Here is a 19,186-nt window from a genome sequence, read left to right on the forward strand (position 1 = left end):
ACCCCGAACTGCCCCCGCCCAACGCGACATTGATGCCGACAATCAATGTCGCCACCCCGCGCAGGTGGGAGAACGGACAGAAGCCCGCCGTGCCCGCCGGCCTGTCCGTCAGCGCCTACGCGACGGGGCTGGATCATCCGCGCTGGCTGTACAGGCTGCCGAACGGGGATATTCTGGTTTCGGAAAGCAATTCACCGGGAACGGACATCACCACCCTGAAGAACCGTGTGGCGCGTTTCATCATGGGGCGGGCCGGGGCGGGTGAACGGAGTCCAGACAAAATCATCCTGCTGCGGGACACGGATGGGGATGGCCGGGCCGATCTGCGCGCGGTATTTCTGGAACACCTCTATTCACCCTTCGGGATCGCGCTGATCGGATCCGACCTTTATGTAGCGAACGCCAACGCCATCATGAAATTTCCCTATCAGGAGGGAGAAACCGCGATTCATGATCCCGGCGTGAAGGTTGCTGATCTGCCCGCCGGTTACAACCACCACTGGACGAAGAACATTCTGGCCAGTCCCGATGGCCGCTTTCTCTATGTCACGGTGGGATCGAACAGCAATGCCGCCGATAACGGCATGGAAGCCGAAAAGGGCCGGGCGCGCATAGACCGTCTGGACCTGTCCACGGGGGAACTGGGCCCGTATGCGACCGGGCTTCGGAACCCGAACGGCCTGGCGTGGAACAGCCAGACGGGCGCGCTGTGGGCTGTCGTCAATGAACGTGACGAAATCGGCAGCGATCTGGTGCCTGACTACATTACCGCGGTAAAGGAAGGGGCGTTCTACGGCTGGCCATACAGTTATTACGGGCAGCATGTTGACCAGCGCGTCCAGCCGCAGCAACCCGATCTTGTCGCCCGGGCGATCGCGCCGGATTATGCCGTTGGCACCCATACGGCGTCGCTCGGCATAACTTTTTCGGACGATGCGACGGCCCTGCCCGACCAGTGGCGGCATGGTCTGTTCGTGGCCCAGCATGGTTCGTGGAACAGACGCCCGAAAAGCGGGTACAAGGTCATCTATATCCCCTTTGATAACGGCCAGCCGTCCGGGCCACCACAGGATGTGCTGACAGGCTTCCTGACGAAAGATGAAGACCATGTTCACGGACGGCCCGTTGGCCTGGCGCTGGATGGTTCGGGGGCCCTTCTGGTGGCAGATGATGTGGGCAACACGGTCTGGCGGGTGACGGCCGCGCACCAGCCGTGACCGGCGGACCGGAGTTTATTACGAGACGCTGTTGAAAAGGTAAAAATTCCGGGTGCCGCCGTTGTTTCAGGAAGGCGGCGCTTCCCGAAGCTTTCTTCTGATTTATGGAACAGTATCTGGAAAGGGCTGTTCCGCAGGGCCATTGACGCGCCCTGTCAGACCGGGGCCCGGTTTCCGGCGGGTTGCTGCACACCTTTTTTCAGGAAATCATCCAGCCTTGCCCGCACCGTGATGTCTATCCGGTTGAGGAACCATGCAAGCGTGAGCAGACCCGCCAGAATTGCCAGACAGACCGCATAGGGAACGGTATCAAGGGGAATATGCATGACCTTGCTTATGAACATGGCCAGCAGGCGCAGCATGGGCATGTGAATGGTATAGAGCGCATAGGACGCCGCCCCGATTGCTTCAAAAAACAGCAGGCTGATTCCATGGGGCCGGGTTACGGCGCCAAGCCACACGATCACGGGGAACACCACCATCACATTGACCAGATCGGTTACGGCGCGCGGCACACCCGCGCCATCGACCATGAGCGCGACAGCCAGCAGGACGGCAGGCACCCATGCGCCAAGATGGGAGGGCGCCGGTTTCATCCGCCATAGCAGGATACCAAGAAAGAATGAAAACCCCACCCGCGCCGTGGCCACACCTGCCCCACCCCACGAAAAACCGGCGTTCAGGGAGCCCCACATAAATGCTGAAACAACAAGACCGATACCCGAAAGGCCGATGAGTGTCATGAGCGTCCGGTTATCGAGCCTGCGCCAGATCACGACCATGAGGATATTGACCACCAGTTCATAAAAAAGCGACCATGCGGGGAAATTGAGGGGATAAAGTTCACCCAGCGGCCCATCCCACGGCACATAAAACAGTGCGGGAATGAAAGAGATCAGGCTGGCGGGGGAATCATAACCAAAAGCAATACGCAGTATGGTCATGAAGGCACCGATTGTCAGGCCGAGAGCGTAAAGCGGCCACAGGCGCAACAGACGTTTCCTGACAAAAACGGATAGTGGAAAACCGGCATCCAGCCGGGCCGAATAGGCCTCGGCCAATACAAATCCACTCAAACAGAAGAACAGGTCAACCGCCAGGTACCCGCCGCGCAGATACCACACCGTGGGAAATAATATGCGCATATGGAGCATCGCCACCCCGATTGCAGCAATACCACGCAGTCCGTCCACTGTATGGAACATCTGTTTCCGCATGAACCTGGCTTTCTTCTGGGTATCGGAGGAGGGACGCAAACATGCGCGCTTTATCGGGACGTGAATTCGACATGAATCACGAAAAAATATGAATGAATATGAAAGTTTATTGTCGATATGGAGTAATCAGGACAACTACACTACAGAACAAACACATAGCGCATATGATGCCTGTGCCCGTAACGGCATGCCGCCGCAAGAGTTTCCGTATTATGGACTAACATGGATCAGATAATTTCCATGCCATGCGCCTACCTGCTGCGGCATGTCGTGAATCAGGAAAACACGGTATTCAGGATCGTACCACCCAATGCGGATTTACAGGTTACGGTTGTTACGCCTTTTGTAATACGCAGCCCGCATGCAAGGAGCCCGCAGTGCGCAATCTTGATTTCAGTTCGTGGCACAGCTTCCTGATCACCATGATCGGGCTGTTCCTGATTACGCTGATAGGTGTTGGCATCCGGCTGTTGATGATGGTTGTCATCCAGCAGCGGCGTGAGCGCATGAACCGTCAGATCAACGAACGCCTGCGCACCCTGATTGCCGCCTATCGCACGCTGGGTGGTTCCTTTACCGGGGATCTGGCCGTGGATCCACGCCACCGCCGGGAACTTCGCACCGTAAACAGGACGGACATTCCCGCCGCCCCTGCCATGGATGACGGAATGGATGCCGCCAGTACAACGGGAACCGAACGGGCGCGGCGCATCCGTGATGCCGTTGAGGCCGCGTTATCGGATATCATTCTTCTGGGCACGGAAGAACATGTCCGCCTGGCCGAACACGCGGCGCGGGAACTGGTGGCCGGACAGCGCGTGCATACGCATGATCTGGTCATCTCCCTGCGCAATTTTATCCGAAAGGCGCTCGATCTCGAACCCGTTCCCTCCGACCTGGCCATTCCGATGCAGGGGCCGGCCCGTACTCAGGCCTCGGGCGCGCGTGGAAAGGATGAGGGAAAAAAAGAAGGTTCGGGCAATGCCGGGAGCGGGGGCGGCATGCAGTCGGGCGAGGATATGACTGCCATGGGCGCACCCGGCATGGGCGGCCATGAAGATACATCGCCCCACTGACCATGTTGAAAACCGATCTGCCTGAACAGGTCGGGCAGTTCCGCCACCCTACTTCTGCGTGACAACCGGAATCCGTGGCTTGCGGGATTTATTCTGCAACCGCGACGCCAGGGCGACGATCAGGGCCTGCGCCAGACACATGGGCGCGGCCAGCGAACGGGAGAACGTGTATTCATGCTCCGGCACGGTAAAGAGTACGCGCGCATGCTTTGCCACGGGCGATAACGTACTGTCGCTGATGGCCACCACGGTATATCCCGACTGGCCGTTTCCCCTACAATATTCACGATCTCGTTCGCATAGAAGCGGAATGAAACCACGAACAGGAGATCGTGCGGCCGGATGGCCCTGGCCATATGAGTTGCAAGGCCACCCGCCGCATCCAGCAGGACCGTGCGCTTGCCAAGCATTGTAAGTGTATAGCGCAGGAGTTCGGTCACGGGCGCGGAGCGGAGCTGGCCGATCAGATAGATCGTATCCGCCGTTTCCATGAGATCAACAGCTTCCGCGACCTGTTCTTCGGAAACATTTATGAGCAGTTCCTTCAGGGATGAAATGTCACGCAGGATCAGTTCCCGCAGGAAACGCATCTCCCCATGCTCCTCCCCGCCATCCGGTTCATCCTCCACCCTCTGCACACCCGTGGAAAGACGCCGCCGGAACACCGCCTGAAGTTCCCTGAACCCCCGATAACCAAGGGACTGGGCAAAACGGACGCAGCCCGACGCATGGACCCCGCATTTCTCGCCTGCCACATGAACCGAGACGATGGCGACATCATTCGGGTTTTGCGTTATGTACACGGCAATCTTCTGGTAGGAACCGCTCATCTGGTCGTAGCGGTCATGGATGATGCGCATAAGCTCCTCATATGTTGTGGGGGGCTTGTGTCCGGTCACCATGCGCTTTCTTTCCGATGCTTTCATCTTTTCCGTCAATCCATAGGCACGATACGCCGTAGCATGGCAGATCGGGAAGACGACATTTACAGAAAAAGTAAAAGTTTCCGGGCGGCGCGGCGCTCATGCCCCGGTGGGATGCTCCCTTTCCCCAGATGTTGCACCCCCATTCATCACTGGCGGGACAGAATCTTCATTCCTTCACAGTGGAATGAAGCCCGGAATAAATAAAAAATTCACAAACCGGGGCACCTTCCCCCTGCCAGCCGCCGCTTTTCAGTGTGTCCACCCGCCTTATGTGAATATTTGAAGAAGTTTAAATGAAGTTTTATTGAACCAGTATAAACCAGTTTAAAAACTTGATAGATGAACGCGCATTACGATTCATTATTGGAACAGCCACATGGCAATGAAAAGAGCTTTACTGTTGAGTGCTGTCTGGGTCTTTGCTTACGACACATCAGCAATGGCTAAAGACCGGTCTGATAATAAGCAGCCACGGGCAAAACAGGCCGACCCGGCCGTGTCCAAAAAACCGACGGACAAATCAAAGGACTCGGCTGAAAAAATCGCCGTCCTTTCCCGCCGCAAGGTCGCGGGCGGCGGCATGATGGTGCGCCATACCACCCCCAAAACCATCAGTTCGCTCTCGCATGACTATATCGCCATGCAGTCACCGACCTCGACAATCGAATCACTTATCCAGACACTGCCCGGCGTTGTATCCGCAAGCGAAGGCCCGCTTACGACATCCTTCTCCACCATCCATATCCGCGGCATGGCGCAGGCGGAAATCGGTGTGACGCTGGAGGCATGCCCGCCGCAAACCCCTTTACATACAGCACCTATACCCCCTCCCTCGTCGATAGCGAGAACATGGGGCAGGTCAACGTGCTGCAGGGTTCGGTTGACATCAATTCACCAACCTACAACGCCACGGGCGCCGAGATTTCCACCTCGATACGCCGCCCGTCCGACCACCAGAACATCCATATTTCCGGCTCTGGCGGTTCATATGGCACCAACAAGGACTTTATCCGCTACGATACGGGTGAAATCGGGCGATCCGGCGTGCGCGCCTTTGTTTCCGGTTCCTATTCCCGTAGCGACATGTGGCGTGGAGAGGGTGACATAAGAAGGTGGCACGTGGATGCCGCGCTGACAAAAAACTGGTCTCCGGGCAATGATTCGGAAGCCATCTTCGGCTTTACACAGGCCGCGCAGGGCGAATGGCTCTATCCATCGCTGGCGAACTGGAAGACATATGGCGTCAATTACGGCCTGAACAACCAGTATTATAACGGCGATACACATTATGTCGGCCTGAATGGCAAGAATACCGGGGCCATCTATGGCGCATTGAAAAATCATTTCACTTTCGGCCATGGGCTGAGCCTTGACGCGGAAGCCTACTCCGTTGAATTCCACGGCCCCTATTATTACGGGGAAAGCGTGCCCGTTTCGAACGGGTATACCGGCGCCGACAAATACCAGCATCTGGATAATTACCAGAACCTTCCGGGGTATAGTCCCACCAGCAGCAAGCTGACATCCGTCGAAGTCTCGAACTGGTATACGATCTCGTCCGGCCTGACACTTGTCGGGCACTGGAAGCACAAGTTCAATACATTGAACTTCTCTTACTGGTATTCCTACGCACAGGAAGCGGCCAACCAGTCATTCTACCCCGTCAGCAGCACCGGGCACTGGAGTTCCCATGGCGCGCCGCTGACGGCAAATGGCGGCCTTCCCATAGATGAAGATAATGAAAACGGTCTCCAGCAACTGAACAGTTTTGCCGTGGATGACAAGATGTCGTTTCTTCATGACCGGCTGACAATTGATGGCGGCATAAGGATGGCGATGGTGAACCGCCAGTTCACCCAGGATCTGCCCGGTGTCACGGCCAGGAAGTCGATTGAAAACGTATTCGTGCCCTCGCCCCAGGTTCTCATCAGCTATCGTTTCAATCCAAAACACCAGATTTACGTCAACGGGACAACGGGTTACCACCTTCCGGCCGCATTAAGCTCCCAGCTTGCCTCCTACAGTTATTCCACCGGCAAGGCGACATCCCTGCCGATGTCCGATTACAAGCCGGAATACATGATTACGGAAGAAGTCGGCTATCGCTACAGTGGTCTTATGATGGCCAACCTGGCCGGGTTCCACTACAACGTAACGAACCATCAGGTCTCCGCCGAAAGTTATGAACCCGGATCAACATCAACAATATCACAGCTGATCAATGCCGGCGGGCTGGAGGCTTATGGCATTCAGGCCGAACTTGCCACGCATCCTTGGCACCATGTCAGCTTCTATGCATCCGGCCAGTACATGCACACCAGAAATGGCAACAATATCGCCTATGAAGGCGACTATCTGGCGACAAAGGGAAAACAGGAAGTCGGCGCGCCCAAATTCTCCGGATCACTTGGCCTGACGTATAATGACGGTAAATGGTTCGGCAACTTCACGTTGCAATATACCGACTCCCAGTACTCGACGCTCATGAACGACCAGAGCATTCCCAGCTATGTAACGGCCAATCTGGGCTTTGGCCGGACCCTGCCGAAGGTCGGCCGGGTCGCGCCGAAGCTGAGGCTGAATCTTGTCAATCTTGGGAACAATCATTACCTCTCGTCAATGTATGGATATACGACCAACGCAACGACCCAGAAGGGCATCGTGACGGGAAAGACCTTTTCGGGTTCCCAGCCGACCTATGTCATCGCCTCCCCGTTCATCGTCATGGCCACCCTTTCCGCTGATTTCTGATGGAAAGGGCAACATGAAACGCCCCACGCCCCACCCGGCGCCGCGTTCGCGCGCATTGAGGCGAATACCCGCCGTACCGCACATTGTTCCATCCGGTTTTCCAACCTGACACACCCTGCATGAGCGAACCATGACGACACGTAGAGATTTCCTGAAATATGCCCTTCTGTCCGGCGCCGTCGGTTCGGCTTCAAGACTGCCCGCCGCCATCAGCCGGGCCTTCGCCATCGCGCCGGAGGTCGGTTCCACCTGGCAGGATGCCGAGCATGTCGTGATCCTCATGCAGGAAAACAGGTCTTTCGATCATGTTTTTGGCACCCTTCAGGGCGTGCGGGGGTTTAATGACCCACGGGCCATGCGGTTGCCCGATGGCAACCCGGCCTTCGTCCAGAGCAGCCAGTCAGGCGAGACCTACCTGCCTGGCGGCTCAATATCCGTGACACGCGCGTGACATGGATGGGCTCCATCCCGCATTCCCGCGACAGTCAGGTCGATGCATGGAACAATGGCGGGCATGACAGGTGGATCGACGCCAAGAAGTCGCACCACAAGGATTATGCCAGCTATCCGCTGACCATGGGTCATTACACTCGTGATGACCTGCCATTCTATTACGCACTGGCCGATGCCTTTACCGTATGCGACCAGAATTACTGTGGCGCGATGACCAGCACCACGCCCAACCGGCTGTTATTCTGGACCGGAACCGTGCGTGACCGGCAGGATGCAACGTCCAGTGTCTACATGCGCAATGGTGAAATCTGCGAAGGCGGCATGAAATGGACCACGTTCCCCGAGCGGCTGGAGCAGGCCGGGGTTTCATGGAAATTCTATCAGAACGAACTTTCACAGACCGGCGGCATGAACGGGAAGGAACGGGCATGGCTTTCCAATTTCGGCTGCAATGTCCTGGAATATTTCGATCAGTACCACGTCACGGCCAATCCGGGTTTCGCCACCTGGCTTGAAGAACGTATCAGCGACTGCCGGAACCATATCGAGCGGTTGAACAGCCAGGAAATGCTCGTTTCCGAAACCCATGCCGAGCAGCTTGCTGAAGCCCGTGAACTGCTGAATGTACTGCTACGACGCCGCACGACGGCCGGACAGTCGGTGGATAAACTGACACCCCGCGAACGCAGGCTGTTCGAGAAGGCTTTCACCACCAACAGTGGCGACAGCCATTACCGCCAGCTTGAGAAACTGACTTTCCACGATGGCGGGAAGACCATCCACATGGACGCGCCAAAGGGCGATGTCCTTCATCAGTTCCGTCAGGATGTAAGGACGGGCGGACTGCCAACAGTGTCATGGCTGGCCGCGCCCGAGCATTTCTCCGACCACCCGACCTCCCCATGGTATGGGGCCTGGTATGTTTCGGAGATCATGGACATTCTGACCGAAAATCCCGAGGTCTGGAAAAAAACGATTTTCATCATGACTTATGATGAAAATGACGGTTATTTCGACCATTGCTGCTCCTATGCCGCGCCTGACCCCAGGCGACCGGAAACCGGATATTCATCACACAGTATCGGGCAGGCCGGGCTGGAATATACGAGTGCGCGGGATGAAATGAAACGCGGGGTACCCGAACGCCTGGCGCGCAGCGGGCCGGTCGGGCTGGGGTATCGGGTGCCGATGATCGTCGCCTCACCATGGAGCCGGGGCGGATGGGTCAATTCCCAGTTGTTCGAACATACGTCCACGCTGCGTTTTCTGGAGGCGTTCGTCAGGAGCAAATCCGGCAAGAAAATCAGGGAAAGCAATATTTCGCCCTGGCGTCGCGCCATCAGCGGCGACCTGACATCGTGTTTCCGCCCTTACGACGGCAGCATTCCTACCCTGCCCTTTCTGGAGCGCGACGCCTACCTGCATACCGTCGAGAAAGCGCGTAATCAGCCGATGCCCGGCGGTTTCCGCGCGCTGGGCACGACGGAAATCGCGGCGCTGCGTGATAATCCGCAAAAAATGCGCGAGACCGTAAAACAGGAAACGGGCACCCGTCCCGCCTGCCCCCTGCCCTATGAACCGTATTGCAACGGTGGCATCTCAGCGGATGGGAAGGCGGCACTCATCCATCTCCGCGCCGGAAAGGACCGGTTCGGCATCCACGCCGCTGGCCTGCCATTCAATATCTATCGCCATGGCGTGAAAACCGAAACCGGCATGCAGGCGGGCACTTACGCCGTGGCGGCGGGCGATACGCTGGACAGCGCCTTCGCCCTCTCGGAATTCCGCAACGGCCTTTACGACGTAGCCGTGCATGCGCCTAACGGTTTCTACCGTCTGTTCAGGGGGGCGCAGGGCGGTCTGCGCCTGCAGGCGGAATGCGCCTGTCTGCGTGGCGCAGGAAAAGATCTGGTCCTGCGGATCACAAACCACGGATCGAGGCCGGTGGATGTGAACTGCACACTGGCCGGAGACGGCGCGACACAGCTGCTGCATGTGGCGCCCGGCCATACGGCCGAAGCGCCATTCGACCTGACGCAGAACATGATGTGGTATGATGTCACGCTCACCAGTCCGGACGAAAGCGCGCTGCTCTACCAGTTCGCCGGGCGGATCGAGACCGGCCAGCCCGGACGAACGGACCCCGCCATGGGCGCCGCAATCCGGGCAGACCGGACCGCAGGTAGATATCCGATCGCTGACAGGAAACAGTTTCAAGGCCAGCCCATGAAACGGCGCGTAAATCATACGGAAGTTTCCGGGTGTCGCCTTTTTTTTTGAAAAAGGCTTCACCAAAAACTTCCTCGGGATTTGCGGAATGTTTTAAAGGCAGGCTTTCAAAAATCTTCAAAAAAAATGCCGCCTTGAAAAAGGCGGCACCCGGAAAATCTCATAATTTATTTTCAGGCACGATTCTGAACTCATGCCTGTATTTCCTGTCTGTCCTCAGAAGTCGAGGGAGGTCTTGACGTAATACATGCCGCCATTGAACCCGTAGCGAGTAGGAAGCATACTTTGCAAGCCCCTGCTGCGAGTTGGCGATCGCACTGGAAATGCGGGTCGGGTATTTGTTGCCAAGGTTGTTGGCGCCCACCCCGATGGTCCAGCGCGGCATGGGCTTGTAGTCCACTTCCAGGTTGGTGATGAAGGCCGGGTTCTGTTCAAACGGCACGGAACCGGGGCCGGTGGGGGCGGCCATATAGGTAATGGAGCCGTAGCGCATTTCCTGCACGAAGACCGACCATTTCTTGTACTGCCAGTTCACGCTGATCTGTTCGCGGTTTTTCGGGGCGGAATGCAGCACCATTTCCTTGGTGTATTCATTCACCAGATTATTGCGGGCCGAGCGGATCTCGTTATCGGAGAAGTTGATGCCCATGGCGAAGCGGAACTTACCGAACCGGTGCGTATGCAGGGTGTAATCGGCGTTCAGGTCACCACCAAATGTCTGGGTGTTATAGAGGTTGGCATAGTAGGACAGTGACGTGGCGCTCGAGATGTTGGCCTGCGCCAGCAGTTGCTGCAACGTCGCATCGTTCGGGTTGACCGTATAGGATTCCGTGCTGCCCATGCGGTCATTGATCGCGATGTAATACAGGTTGCCCGTGATGTGGAAATCATCCACAGGCGTCGCATCAAGCCCGATCGTATAGCTGCGGGAATATTCACCCTTCATGTTGCCAGCGCCCAGATACTTGGCGATGGCGCTGTTCGCGGGCACCTGGTCCACGGTGTAACCGGGATAGGGAGCCGAGTAGAAATAGGACATTTCACCCAGCGTGGGCGGACGGTAACCGGAATTGATGTTGGCCCGGATCGCCCAGCGCTTGTTGAAGTTGTAGCGCGTGCCCACGGAACCGGTCTCGACCGTAGCCAGGTTGTTGTAACTGGCGACACGCCCGCCAAGTGTCCATTCCCACTTTTTGGTTATGAAGAAATCAAGGTTGGCGAAACCTTCATACACGTCACGGTTCTGGTTCGTGACCGCCATGGGCACGTTACCGGGATGATCGGTCGCGCCCTGCCCACCCCAGGATGCGGTCTCGCCCTGCGTCATCTGGAAGGTGTCGTGACGATATTCCGCGCCGAACTTCAGGTTGATGTCCTTGGGCAGAAGACCGGTATGGAACGAACGCGACCCCTTCAGGCCGGTTGTCAGTTCGGAGGAAATCGACTGACCATCGTAGAAGGATGTCTGGGTCGGGTCATATGTATACATACCCCCCGTCATCGACGCGTTTTCGGAATCCTTGGTGCCGTAGGTCTGCTGATCACGCCCGTAGGTTACGTACGCATCCCATGCGAAACCGAATTTATGCGTGCGGATTCCGTTATCCGTCTCGAAATCGTACTGGTCCATGGTGATGTAGGGCTGGTCACCATTGGGGTAGAGCGAGGGATTGACCCATGTATCCACCCCCGAATTGGCACGGAAGGTTTCCGGCACATTGGCCCGGCGGTGCGAGAAGGTGGAGGTGCTGTAGAAACTGAACCCCTTCGTCACGGGAATGGACATGTTCTCGCTCAGGGTTTCGAGCGTGGTCTTGGGCAGGCCCAGGCCGCGCTGCACATCGCGGTCCGCCGTGGCGTTGCGGGTGGGATCGGCAAACAGGGTGCCGTAGAAATCACCGCCCCGGGTTGTGGGAAGCTGGTGGGTAACCTGCGCCGCAAGGTCAAGGTAGCCGCCCTTGTTGCCCAGCGCCATGGCGTAGTTGGCCGAACCGTCAAGCGCCTGGCCATCGCCCGCGTAATAACCGCTGTTCTTGAAGTTGATGCTGCCGCCATGCGTATCGCGCTTCAGCACGATATTGACGGCGCCCGCGATGGCGTCCTGCCCATACAGCGCGGAAGCCCCTTCGGTAATGACTTCGATATGGTCGATCGCGCTGATGGGGATAAGCGAAATATCAGCCGGTTCGCTGCCCCAGTTGGTGCCCGCGTTCGAATTGAAGTTGGCCCCGATATGACGGCGGTGACCGTTGACCAGGATCAGCGTATCATCAGGTGACTGGCCACGAAGCTGCATGGTCTGGACAAAGGAGCTTGCGCCGCCACCGGGCAGGGCCGCGGTGGTGATGGCGGGGTTGGCCTGCGCCAGCGCGGACAGCACATTGCTCTGGCCGGTCTTGAGCAGTTCCGCGCCGGTCACGACCGTAACCTGCGTGGTGCTGTGGCGCGCCGTGCCGGGGGAGAAGATGGAATTGGTCGAATGACCGCCCACATGGATCACTTCCGGCTCGGCGGAGGCGCGCAGGGCCGCGGCCGTGGCGTGTGTCTGCGCGGGCGCCTTTTTGCGGGCCTCGACCTTGTAATGTTTATCGGGGGTGGAAACGGTTGCCGTGGCGGCTTCACCCACAGCCGGTACAAATGTACCAAAAGCTACTCCAGCCACCAGATATAACTTCCGCTTTGACAGGCATGCCATTTGCCTTCCCCCCTGAAACTCGCCAGACATTCGTAACGAATATGTGCTGAGGTTATGATGCGTACTCGTTATGATGTGGCGTCATATGGATTATTGATATGTTGGAAGCCAGAGCAGGTTCTTGCTTGGAAAGCACAAACTATATAATTGAAATCGCTGTAGAGTTTCAGAAGTGTCGCGTTTTTGACACTGTCATGGCAAGTATTGTTCAGCCGCGTTTCGCGGCCAGAACGATCCCCCATGCGGGCCAAGCATGAAGGCCGCGTCAATATCCCGAAACGTCCCGCATATATCGTGTCAATATATTGACAATTAAAGAAACATCCGTATTATCAATGAAGTAAAGCCCCTAGCCCATAAAACTCATGGAGTTCCAGTTGGATATACGGCGACTGCAGGCTTTTATAAAAATCATTGATCTTGGCAGCATTTCCCGTGCGGCTGACCTGCTCAACATTGCCCAGCCCGCACTGAGCCAGCAACTGGCCACACTTGAAAACGTCTTCAAACAGAAGCTCGTCATCCGGAGCAAGAGCGGTGTCACCCCCACCACCGCCGGGGCGGAACTGTACCGGCATGCCCAGACCCTGACCAAACAGTTCGACCGGGCCATGGTTGAAATCAGCCAGGGGGCCGGCCCGCTGGTGGGCAAGGTCTCGGTCGGGCTGTCACCCTATAGCGCGGGCTCCACGCTTTCGGTCAAACTGCTGCAGCGCGTGCGTGAGCGCCTGCCCAATATTACGCTGCACCTGACCGAAAGTTTTGATGACATCTACAGCGAACTGATCATGACCGGGCGGCTGGACATGGCCGTGATCCACGGCGCCGGGCCGATCAAGGGGGTGGTCTTCACCCCGCTGATGAAGGAGGAATTCTTCCTGCTCGCCCCCCAGGCGCTGGAATTTCCGCAGGATGAAGCCGGGGCGGTGCAACTGGCTGACATAGCGGACATTCCGCTGCTTCTGCCGCCCAAGCACAATTTTGTCCGCAAGAGCGTGGACATGGCCTTCATGCGCAAGCAGCTTGAACCACGCATCGTGGCCGAGATCGAGGCGCTGATCACCCTGCAGGGCGCCATAGAAGAGGGCATTGGCAGCACCATCCTGCCATGGTCCGTCGCCAGCCGGATTGTCGTGCCGGGCAGATCGCGCATCTACCCGCTGCGCAATCCCGTCATTCAGGAAGATGTTTCGCTCTGCGTTCCCGAAATCATACCGGAAACGGAAGCATCGGTGGCGGTGCGCGAGCTGCTCATTGATCTGGCGAAGACAATGGCCGCCTCGCACAACTGGCCGGGAACCCAGCCTTCCGCCTGACCGTTCAGCCCGCCTGCCTGCCCACATTCGGCTGGTCAGCGCATCGGGGCGCAGCAGTTCCGCCAGCCGTTGGGGGGAAAGCAGTTTTTCCTCCACGATCAGGTCCGTCACCTTGCGGTTTTCGGCCAGCGCGCGCTTCGCAATGGTCGAGCAGACATCGTAACCCAACACCGGAACCAGCGCCGTAATGATTCCGATATTGATGCTGGACAGATACCCGCACCGCTCCCGATCGGCTGAAATACCGCTGATGCACCGCGTTGTCAGGGTTTCGATGGCCGCGCGCAATATCCTGATGGAGGTGAACAGGCAGTAGCCAATCATCGGCTCGAACGGATTGAGCTGCAACTGGCCGCCATCGGCGCACATGGTAATGGTCATATCATGACCGGCCACAAGATAGGCCACCTGATTGACCGCCTCGGGTATGACGGGATTGACCTTGCCCGGCATGATGGAAGACCCCGCCTGCACCGCGGGCAGCACGATCTCCCCCAGGCCAGCCCGTGGCCCGCTGGAAAGCAGGCGCAGATCACTGGACATCTTGGACAGTTTCAGCGCCAGCCGCTTGAGCGCACCGGAAAAGAGGACAAAGGCCCCCACATCGGATGTCGCCTCGATCAGGTCCGGCGCACCGGTCATGGGCCGTCCGGTCAGCACGCGCAGTTCCGCCATCACGGTCGGGGCGTAACGCGGGTCGGTATTCAGGCCCGTGCCAATGGCCGTCCCCCCCAGATTGACCTGTTCGAAAGCGGTAGCATGCGCCTTTATGCTTCTGATTTCAGTGGCGATGGCGGTATGGAAAGCCCTGAATTCCTGCCCCAGCGTCATCGGCACCGCATCGCGCAACTGCGTGCGTCCCACCTTCAGGATCGCGCCAAACGCCCGCGCCTTTTCATCCAGCGCGTCAAGCAGTCCCTCAAGCGCCGCCACCAGCGGATCGACCGCCAGCAGCAGGCCCAGACGGAGCGCGGTCGGGTAAACATCATTGGTGGATTGCGCCATGTTGACGTGGTCGTTGGGGTGCAGCACGGCGTACGTGCCCGGCTTTTCACCCAGCAGTTCAAGGGCGACGTTGGCAATGACTTCATTGGCGTTCATGTTGGTGGACGTACCCGCCCCACCCTGCATGGCGTCCACCACGAACTGGTCATGATAGGCGGGGATGTTCCGTATCCGCTTACATGCGGCCTCGATGGCGTCGGCGCGCGTCCTGTCCAGATAGCCAAGGGCGAGGTTGGCCCGCGCCGCCGCCTGCTTGACGGTTGCAAGCCCCTGAACCAGCTCCCCGAACGCACCGATGGGCATGCCGCTTATGGGAAAGTTCTCGACCGCGCGCTTTGTATGCACGCCCCACAGGGCACCGGCCGGAATCGCGACCTCACCCAGCAGATCGCGTTCGACGCGGCAACCCGGTGCGCCTTCCCCCTGTCCCGCTGGCGGCATCTGGCCCATGGGCACGCGGAGAGCGGCATCTTTTGCGGGCGGGGACATATTAGTCATTTCGGTCTATCCACGTTTGGAATCATGCCAGAAAAATCCCGGCCCGCATGAAGGCGGGCCAGAACCGCGCGTCATCACGCGCCATTTCCTGTCTTTCTTCCGATCCTATGGGGGCGGGTGTGTCCTGACCTCATAGGATTGTTGTATGGGGCCAGACAATTTTCGTCGGTATCTAACTGGCATCGAAACCATTTACGATGTGCCGAAAGCATGTGTTCCGTTACATGATCAAGAGTGGAGAGAGCATCAGATGCCTGGGTTTGCGGATCGACTGAATGGAATTGGAATTTCGGCTTCCGCCGCGATGACCGACAAGGCATCGGTGCTGAAGGCCGAAGGGCTGAAGATCGTCAGCCTCTCCTCGGGCGAGCCGGACTTTCCCACGCCCGGGCATGTGGTGGAGGCCGCGATTGCCGCGGCGCATGCGGGGGACACCAAATACCCCCCGCAGGACGGCAAGCCCGCGCTCAAGAAGGCGGTGCAGGCCAAGTTCCAGCGTGAAAACCACCTCGATTACGCGCTTGACGAGATTCTGGTGGCCAACGGCGCCAAGCAGATCATCTATGACGCCATGATGGCCACCATCAACTCCGGTGACGAGGTGGTCCTGCCCACCCCGAGCTGGATCAGCTATGCCGACATCGCCCGCCTTGCCGGAGCCAGCATCGTATCCGTGCCCTGCCCCGCCGGGAGTGGCTTCCGCCTGTCGGCCGAGGCGCTTGAGGCCGCCATTACGCCCAGAACCAAATGGCTGGTCCTCAACTTCCCCGGCAACCCGACCGGCGCATGCTGCCCGCGCGCGGACATGGAAGCCATCGCCGCCGTCCTGCTGAAGCACCCGCAGGTGTGGATCATGACCGATGACATCTACGAGCACCTGATCTATGACGGCTTCACCTTCTGCACGCTGGCCGAGGTCGAACCCCGGCTGAAAGATCGCGTGCTGACCGTCAACGGCGTATCCAAGGCCTATGCCATGACCGGCTGGCGCGTGGGCTACTGCGGCGGCCCGCGCGAACTGATCGCGGCCATGAACAACATGCAGGGCCAGTCAACCAGCGGCATCAACACGCTGGCGCAGGCGGCCGCCGTGGCGGCACTCAATGGCCCGCAGGATTACCTGAAGGACCGCGCCGCCGAATACCAGGCCCGGCGCGATCTTGTGGTCAGCCTGCTCAACGCCATTCCCGGCGTGCAGTGCCATACGCCGCAGGGCGCGTTCTATGTCTATCCCGACATCAGCGCCTGCATGGGCAAGACCTCGGCGGGCGGGCGGCTGATCGCCACCGACGCCGATTTCGTCATGGCGCTGCTGGAGGAACAGCAGGTGGCGTCCGTGCAGGGAGCGGCTTACGGCATGAGCCCGTTCTTCCGCATCTCCTACGCCACCGACACGGCCACCCTGCGCGAAGGCTGCCGCCGGATCGCGGCCTTTGTGGACGGGCTGAAGTAAGAGGCGGTTTGAAACCGGCTGATTGATAAAAAATGGAAGTTTTAGGATGCCGCCTTTTTTCAGGGAGGCGGCGTTTCCTGAAGCTTTTTGAAAAAAGCTTTACCAAAAACTCCCTTATGATTTGCGGAACGTCCTGAAGACAGGCTTTTCAAGCAGTCTTCAGGACCGCCCCACGAAATTAAAAAGCCGGAGCCCCATGGAAGGCTCCGGCTTTTTTTATGATCCGGGTCATGCGTCAGGACAGGACGATACGGCCCACGGAACATACCACAAACAATGAAAGACGTGTCCGGTTCAGCTTCCTGCAGAAACGTCAGGAAATGCCGCCTTTTCAAAAAGGCGGCGTGATCGTGTCAGTCCGGCTGGATATGCAGGATCACCGCGCCATAACCCAGCAGCGCATCGGGCTGGGCCACGATTTCCACCACCGTGCCCGCCACGGGGGCGGGAACGGGCACCTGCAGGGTATCAAGTGTCAGCAGCGCCACCACATCCCCCTGCCCCACCTTTGCCCCGACCGGCGCGAAGGGGGCGTCACGCAGCGGATGGGTCAGGCACAGATGGCCAAAATACGTAGCCTTCACCGCAACCGTCGTCGTCCCGGCCTGCGGGGCCGCCGGGGCCACGATGGGAGCGGACGTCGTGCCCATGGCGACCTGCCCCACGCGGATGCGCAGTTTCAGCCCCGCCGCCTCATTCGCCAGTTCGAGACTGTCCAGCCCCGCCTGCGCCAGCCATGTCGCCATCCGGGCGATCTGTTCGGGTTCGGGCAGCCGGTCAAAGGCGGGCACCAGTTGTTCGGGCCGGGTGTTCATGGGGCCGTCCTTTGTGCAAGCCAGCGTTCAAGGTAATGGATATCCACCCCGCCACGCTGGAACTGGGGGTCCGCCAGCAGATCCTGATGCAGGGCGATATTGGTTGAAACCCCTTCCACCCGCATTTCCGCCAGCGCCACCCGCATGCGCGCGATCGCTTCGGCGCGGGTCGCGCCATGACTGATGATCTTGCCGATCAGCGAATCATAATAGGGCTGCACCGTATAGCCCGCCACCACATGCGTATCGACCCGGATGCCCGGACCACCGGGCAGGTCCCAGCGCGTGATCGTACCCGGCGAGGGCATGAAGGTGAACGGATCCTCGGCATTGAGGCGACATTCAATGGAATGCCCCAGCAGCGGAATATCCGCCTGCGCGATGCCAAGCGGCTCGCCCTGCGCAATCCGCAGCTGCCCGGCCACGATATCGACGCCCGTCGTCTCTTCCGTAATGGGGTGCTCGACCTGTACGCGGGTGTTCATCTCGATAAAGGCGAAGACCCCGTCTTCATACAGGAATTCGAACGTACCCGCGCCCCGGTAGCCGATGCGGCGGCAGGCCTCGGCGCAGCGTTCACCGATCTCGGCAATCGTGCCGGGGGCGATGCCGGGGGCGGAGGCTTCCTCCAGCACCTTCTGGTGGCGGCGCTGCAACGAGCAGTCGCGCGCGCCCAGCCAGAGCGCCGTGCCATGCGTATCGCACAGCACCTGAATCTCGATATGGCGCGGCTTCTGCATGAAGCGTTCGAGATACAGCGTCGGGTTGCCAAAGGCCTGCTGGGCTTCCTTGGCCGTGAGCGTGACCGCCTGCGCAAGATCCGCCTCACGCTCGACCACGCGCATGCCGCGCCCGCCCCCACCGCCTGATGCCTTGACGATGACCGGAAAGCCCACCTGCAGGGCAATGGCCTTGACCGCATCCATATCGGCGGGCAGCGGCCCGTCCGAACCGGGCACGCAGGGCACCCCGGCCTCGCGCATGGCGCGCTTGGCGGTAATCTTGTCGCCCATCATGCGGATGGACGCGCCCGTCGGGCCGATGAAGGTCAGGCCCGCGGCTTCCACCGCATCGGCAAAATCAGCGTTTTCCGACAGGAAGCCATAACCGGGATGGATGGCCTGCGCGCCTGTCAGCCTGGCCGCCAGCAGCAGCCCATCGGGATCAAGATAGCTGCGGGCCGCGGCGGCGGGGCCGATGCACAGGGCGATATCGGCTTCATGCACATGCCGGCTGTCGGCATCGGCCTCGGAATGCACGGCTACCGTCTCCAGCCCGAGCTGGCGGCAGGCGCGCTGGATACGCAGGGCGATCTCGCCGCGATTGGCGATCAGCACCCGGCTGAAACGTCTGGTCTCACTCATGCCAGTCGGAACAGGGGGGTGCCTGCCTCCACTTCCATGCCGTCTTCCACCAGCACGGCCGCGATTTCGCCCGCGACCGTGGCGCGGACGGCGTTGAACACCTTCATCGCCTCGACCAGTCCCACTTCCTGCCCGACCTGCACCGCCTGCCCTACGGTGACAAAGGGCGCA

At 59.0% G+C, this 19,186-nt stretch carries 11 protein-coding genes and 3 pseudogenes; 6 read left to right on the forward strand and 8 right to left on the reverse strand.

Translation table 11 applies throughout. The features are described 5' to 3' along the window. Positions 1–1,217: PQQ-dependent sugar dehydrogenase (locus JCM25156_RS02795; RefSeq protein WP_025812069.1), on the forward strand; the 1,217-nt coding region annotated here is incomplete at its 5' end. Between the two features lie 155 nt (positions 1,218–1,372). Here the strand turns inward: JCM25156_RS02795 and JCM25156_RS02800 are convergent. Further along, entirely contained in the window at positions 1,373–2,422 is a 1,050-nt protein-coding gene (locus tag JCM25156_RS02800) for an acyltransferase family protein (RefSeq protein WP_025812070.1), read from the reverse strand. A 389-nt stretch (positions 2,423–2,811) separates the two neighbouring features. On the opposite strand from JCM25156_RS02800, the gene JCM25156_RS02805 reads away from it, so the two are divergent. Then, positions 2,812–3,510, forward strand: a complete 699-nt coding sequence (locus JCM25156_RS02805) for a hypothetical protein (protein ID WP_025812071.1) — start codon at positions 2,812–2,814, stop codon at positions 3,508–3,510. A 119-nt stretch (positions 3,511–3,629) separates the two neighbouring features. On the opposite strand, the gene JCM25156_RS20995 is transcribed toward JCM25156_RS02805, so the two are convergent. Together JCM25156_RS20995 and JCM25156_RS31960 are read right to left on the reverse strand one after the other, a co-directional pair. Next, entirely contained in the window at positions 3,630–4,412 is a 783-nt protein-coding gene (locus JCM25156_RS20995) for a MurR/RpiR family transcriptional regulator (RefSeq protein WP_242402428.1), read from the reverse strand. A 654-nt stretch (positions 4,413–5,066) separates the two neighbouring features. After that, positions 5,067–5,189 carry a hypothetical protein gene (locus JCM25156_RS31960; protein WP_277909320.1) on the reverse strand — a complete coding sequence of 41 codons (123 nt, stop codon included), beginning with the start codon at positions 5,187–5,189 and terminating at the stop codon, positions 5,067–5,069. A 33-nt stretch (positions 5,190–5,222) separates the two neighbouring features. Here JCM25156_RS31960 and JCM25156_RS21000 point away from each other — a divergent pair, with 33 nt between their 5' ends. Beyond that, entirely contained in the window at positions 5,223–7,187 is a 1,965-nt protein-coding gene (locus JCM25156_RS21000) for a TonB-dependent receptor (protein ID WP_242402429.1), read from the forward strand. Between the two features lie 130 nt (positions 7,188–7,317). Further along, positions 7,318–9,794: pseudogene (locus JCM25156_RS21005) on the forward strand (phosphocholine-specific phospholipase C); the annotation flags it as partial. 291 nt (positions 9,795–10,085) lie between these two features. On the opposite strand, the pseudogene JCM25156_RS21010 reads toward JCM25156_RS21005, so the two are convergent. Beyond that, positions 10,086–12,564, reverse strand: a pseudogene (locus JCM25156_RS21010) (TonB-dependent receptor plug domain-containing protein). Between the two features lie 377 nt (positions 12,565–12,941). Here JCM25156_RS21010 and JCM25156_RS27580 point away from each other — a divergent pair. Continuing rightward, positions 12,942–13,880, forward strand: coding sequence for a LysR substrate-binding domain-containing protein (locus JCM25156_RS27580; protein WP_183481717.1), 939 nt, complete (start codon positions 12,942–12,944; stop codon positions 13,878–13,880). A gap of 4 nt (positions 13,881–13,884) precedes the next feature. Here the strand turns inward: JCM25156_RS27580 and JCM25156_RS21015 are convergent. Continuing rightward, positions 13,885–15,335, reverse strand: a pseudogene (locus JCM25156_RS21015) (aspartate ammonia-lyase). Between the two features lie 298 nt (positions 15,336–15,633). Here JCM25156_RS21015 and JCM25156_RS02840 point away from each other — a divergent pair. After that, complete coding sequence (locus JCM25156_RS02840; RefSeq protein ID WP_025812074.1) at positions 15,634–16,836, forward strand: pyridoxal phosphate-dependent aminotransferase; 1,203 nt, start codon at positions 15,634–15,636, stop codon at positions 16,834–16,836. A gap of 353 nt (positions 16,837–17,189) precedes the next feature. Here the strand turns inward: JCM25156_RS02840 and JCM25156_RS02845 are convergent, their stop codons facing one another. From JCM25156_RS02845 to JCM25156_RS31970, 3 genes are all read right to left on the reverse strand, one after another. After that, on the reverse strand, positions 17,190–17,651 hold the full coding sequence (locus JCM25156_RS02845; protein WP_025812075.1) for an acetyl-CoA carboxylase biotin carboxyl carrier protein: 462 nt from the start codon (positions 17,649–17,651) through the stop codon (positions 17,190–17,192). After that, positions 17,648–19,015 carry an acetyl-CoA carboxylase biotin carboxylase subunit gene (accC, locus tag JCM25156_RS02850; protein ID WP_025812076.1) on the reverse strand — a complete coding sequence of 456 codons (1,368 nt, stop codon included), beginning with the start codon at positions 19,013–19,015 and terminating at the stop codon, positions 17,648–17,650. The genes JCM25156_RS02845 and accC overlap by 4 nt, the downstream gene beginning before the upstream one ends. Then, on the reverse strand, positions 19,012–19,186 hold a 175-nt coding region (locus JCM25156_RS31970), incomplete at its 5' end, for an acetyl-CoA carboxylase biotin carboxyl carrier protein (protein ID WP_034958218.1). The genes JCM25156_RS31970 and accC, both read right to left, overlap by 4 nt.

Source organism: Komagataeibacter kakiaceti JCM 25156 (genome assembly GCF_000613305.1).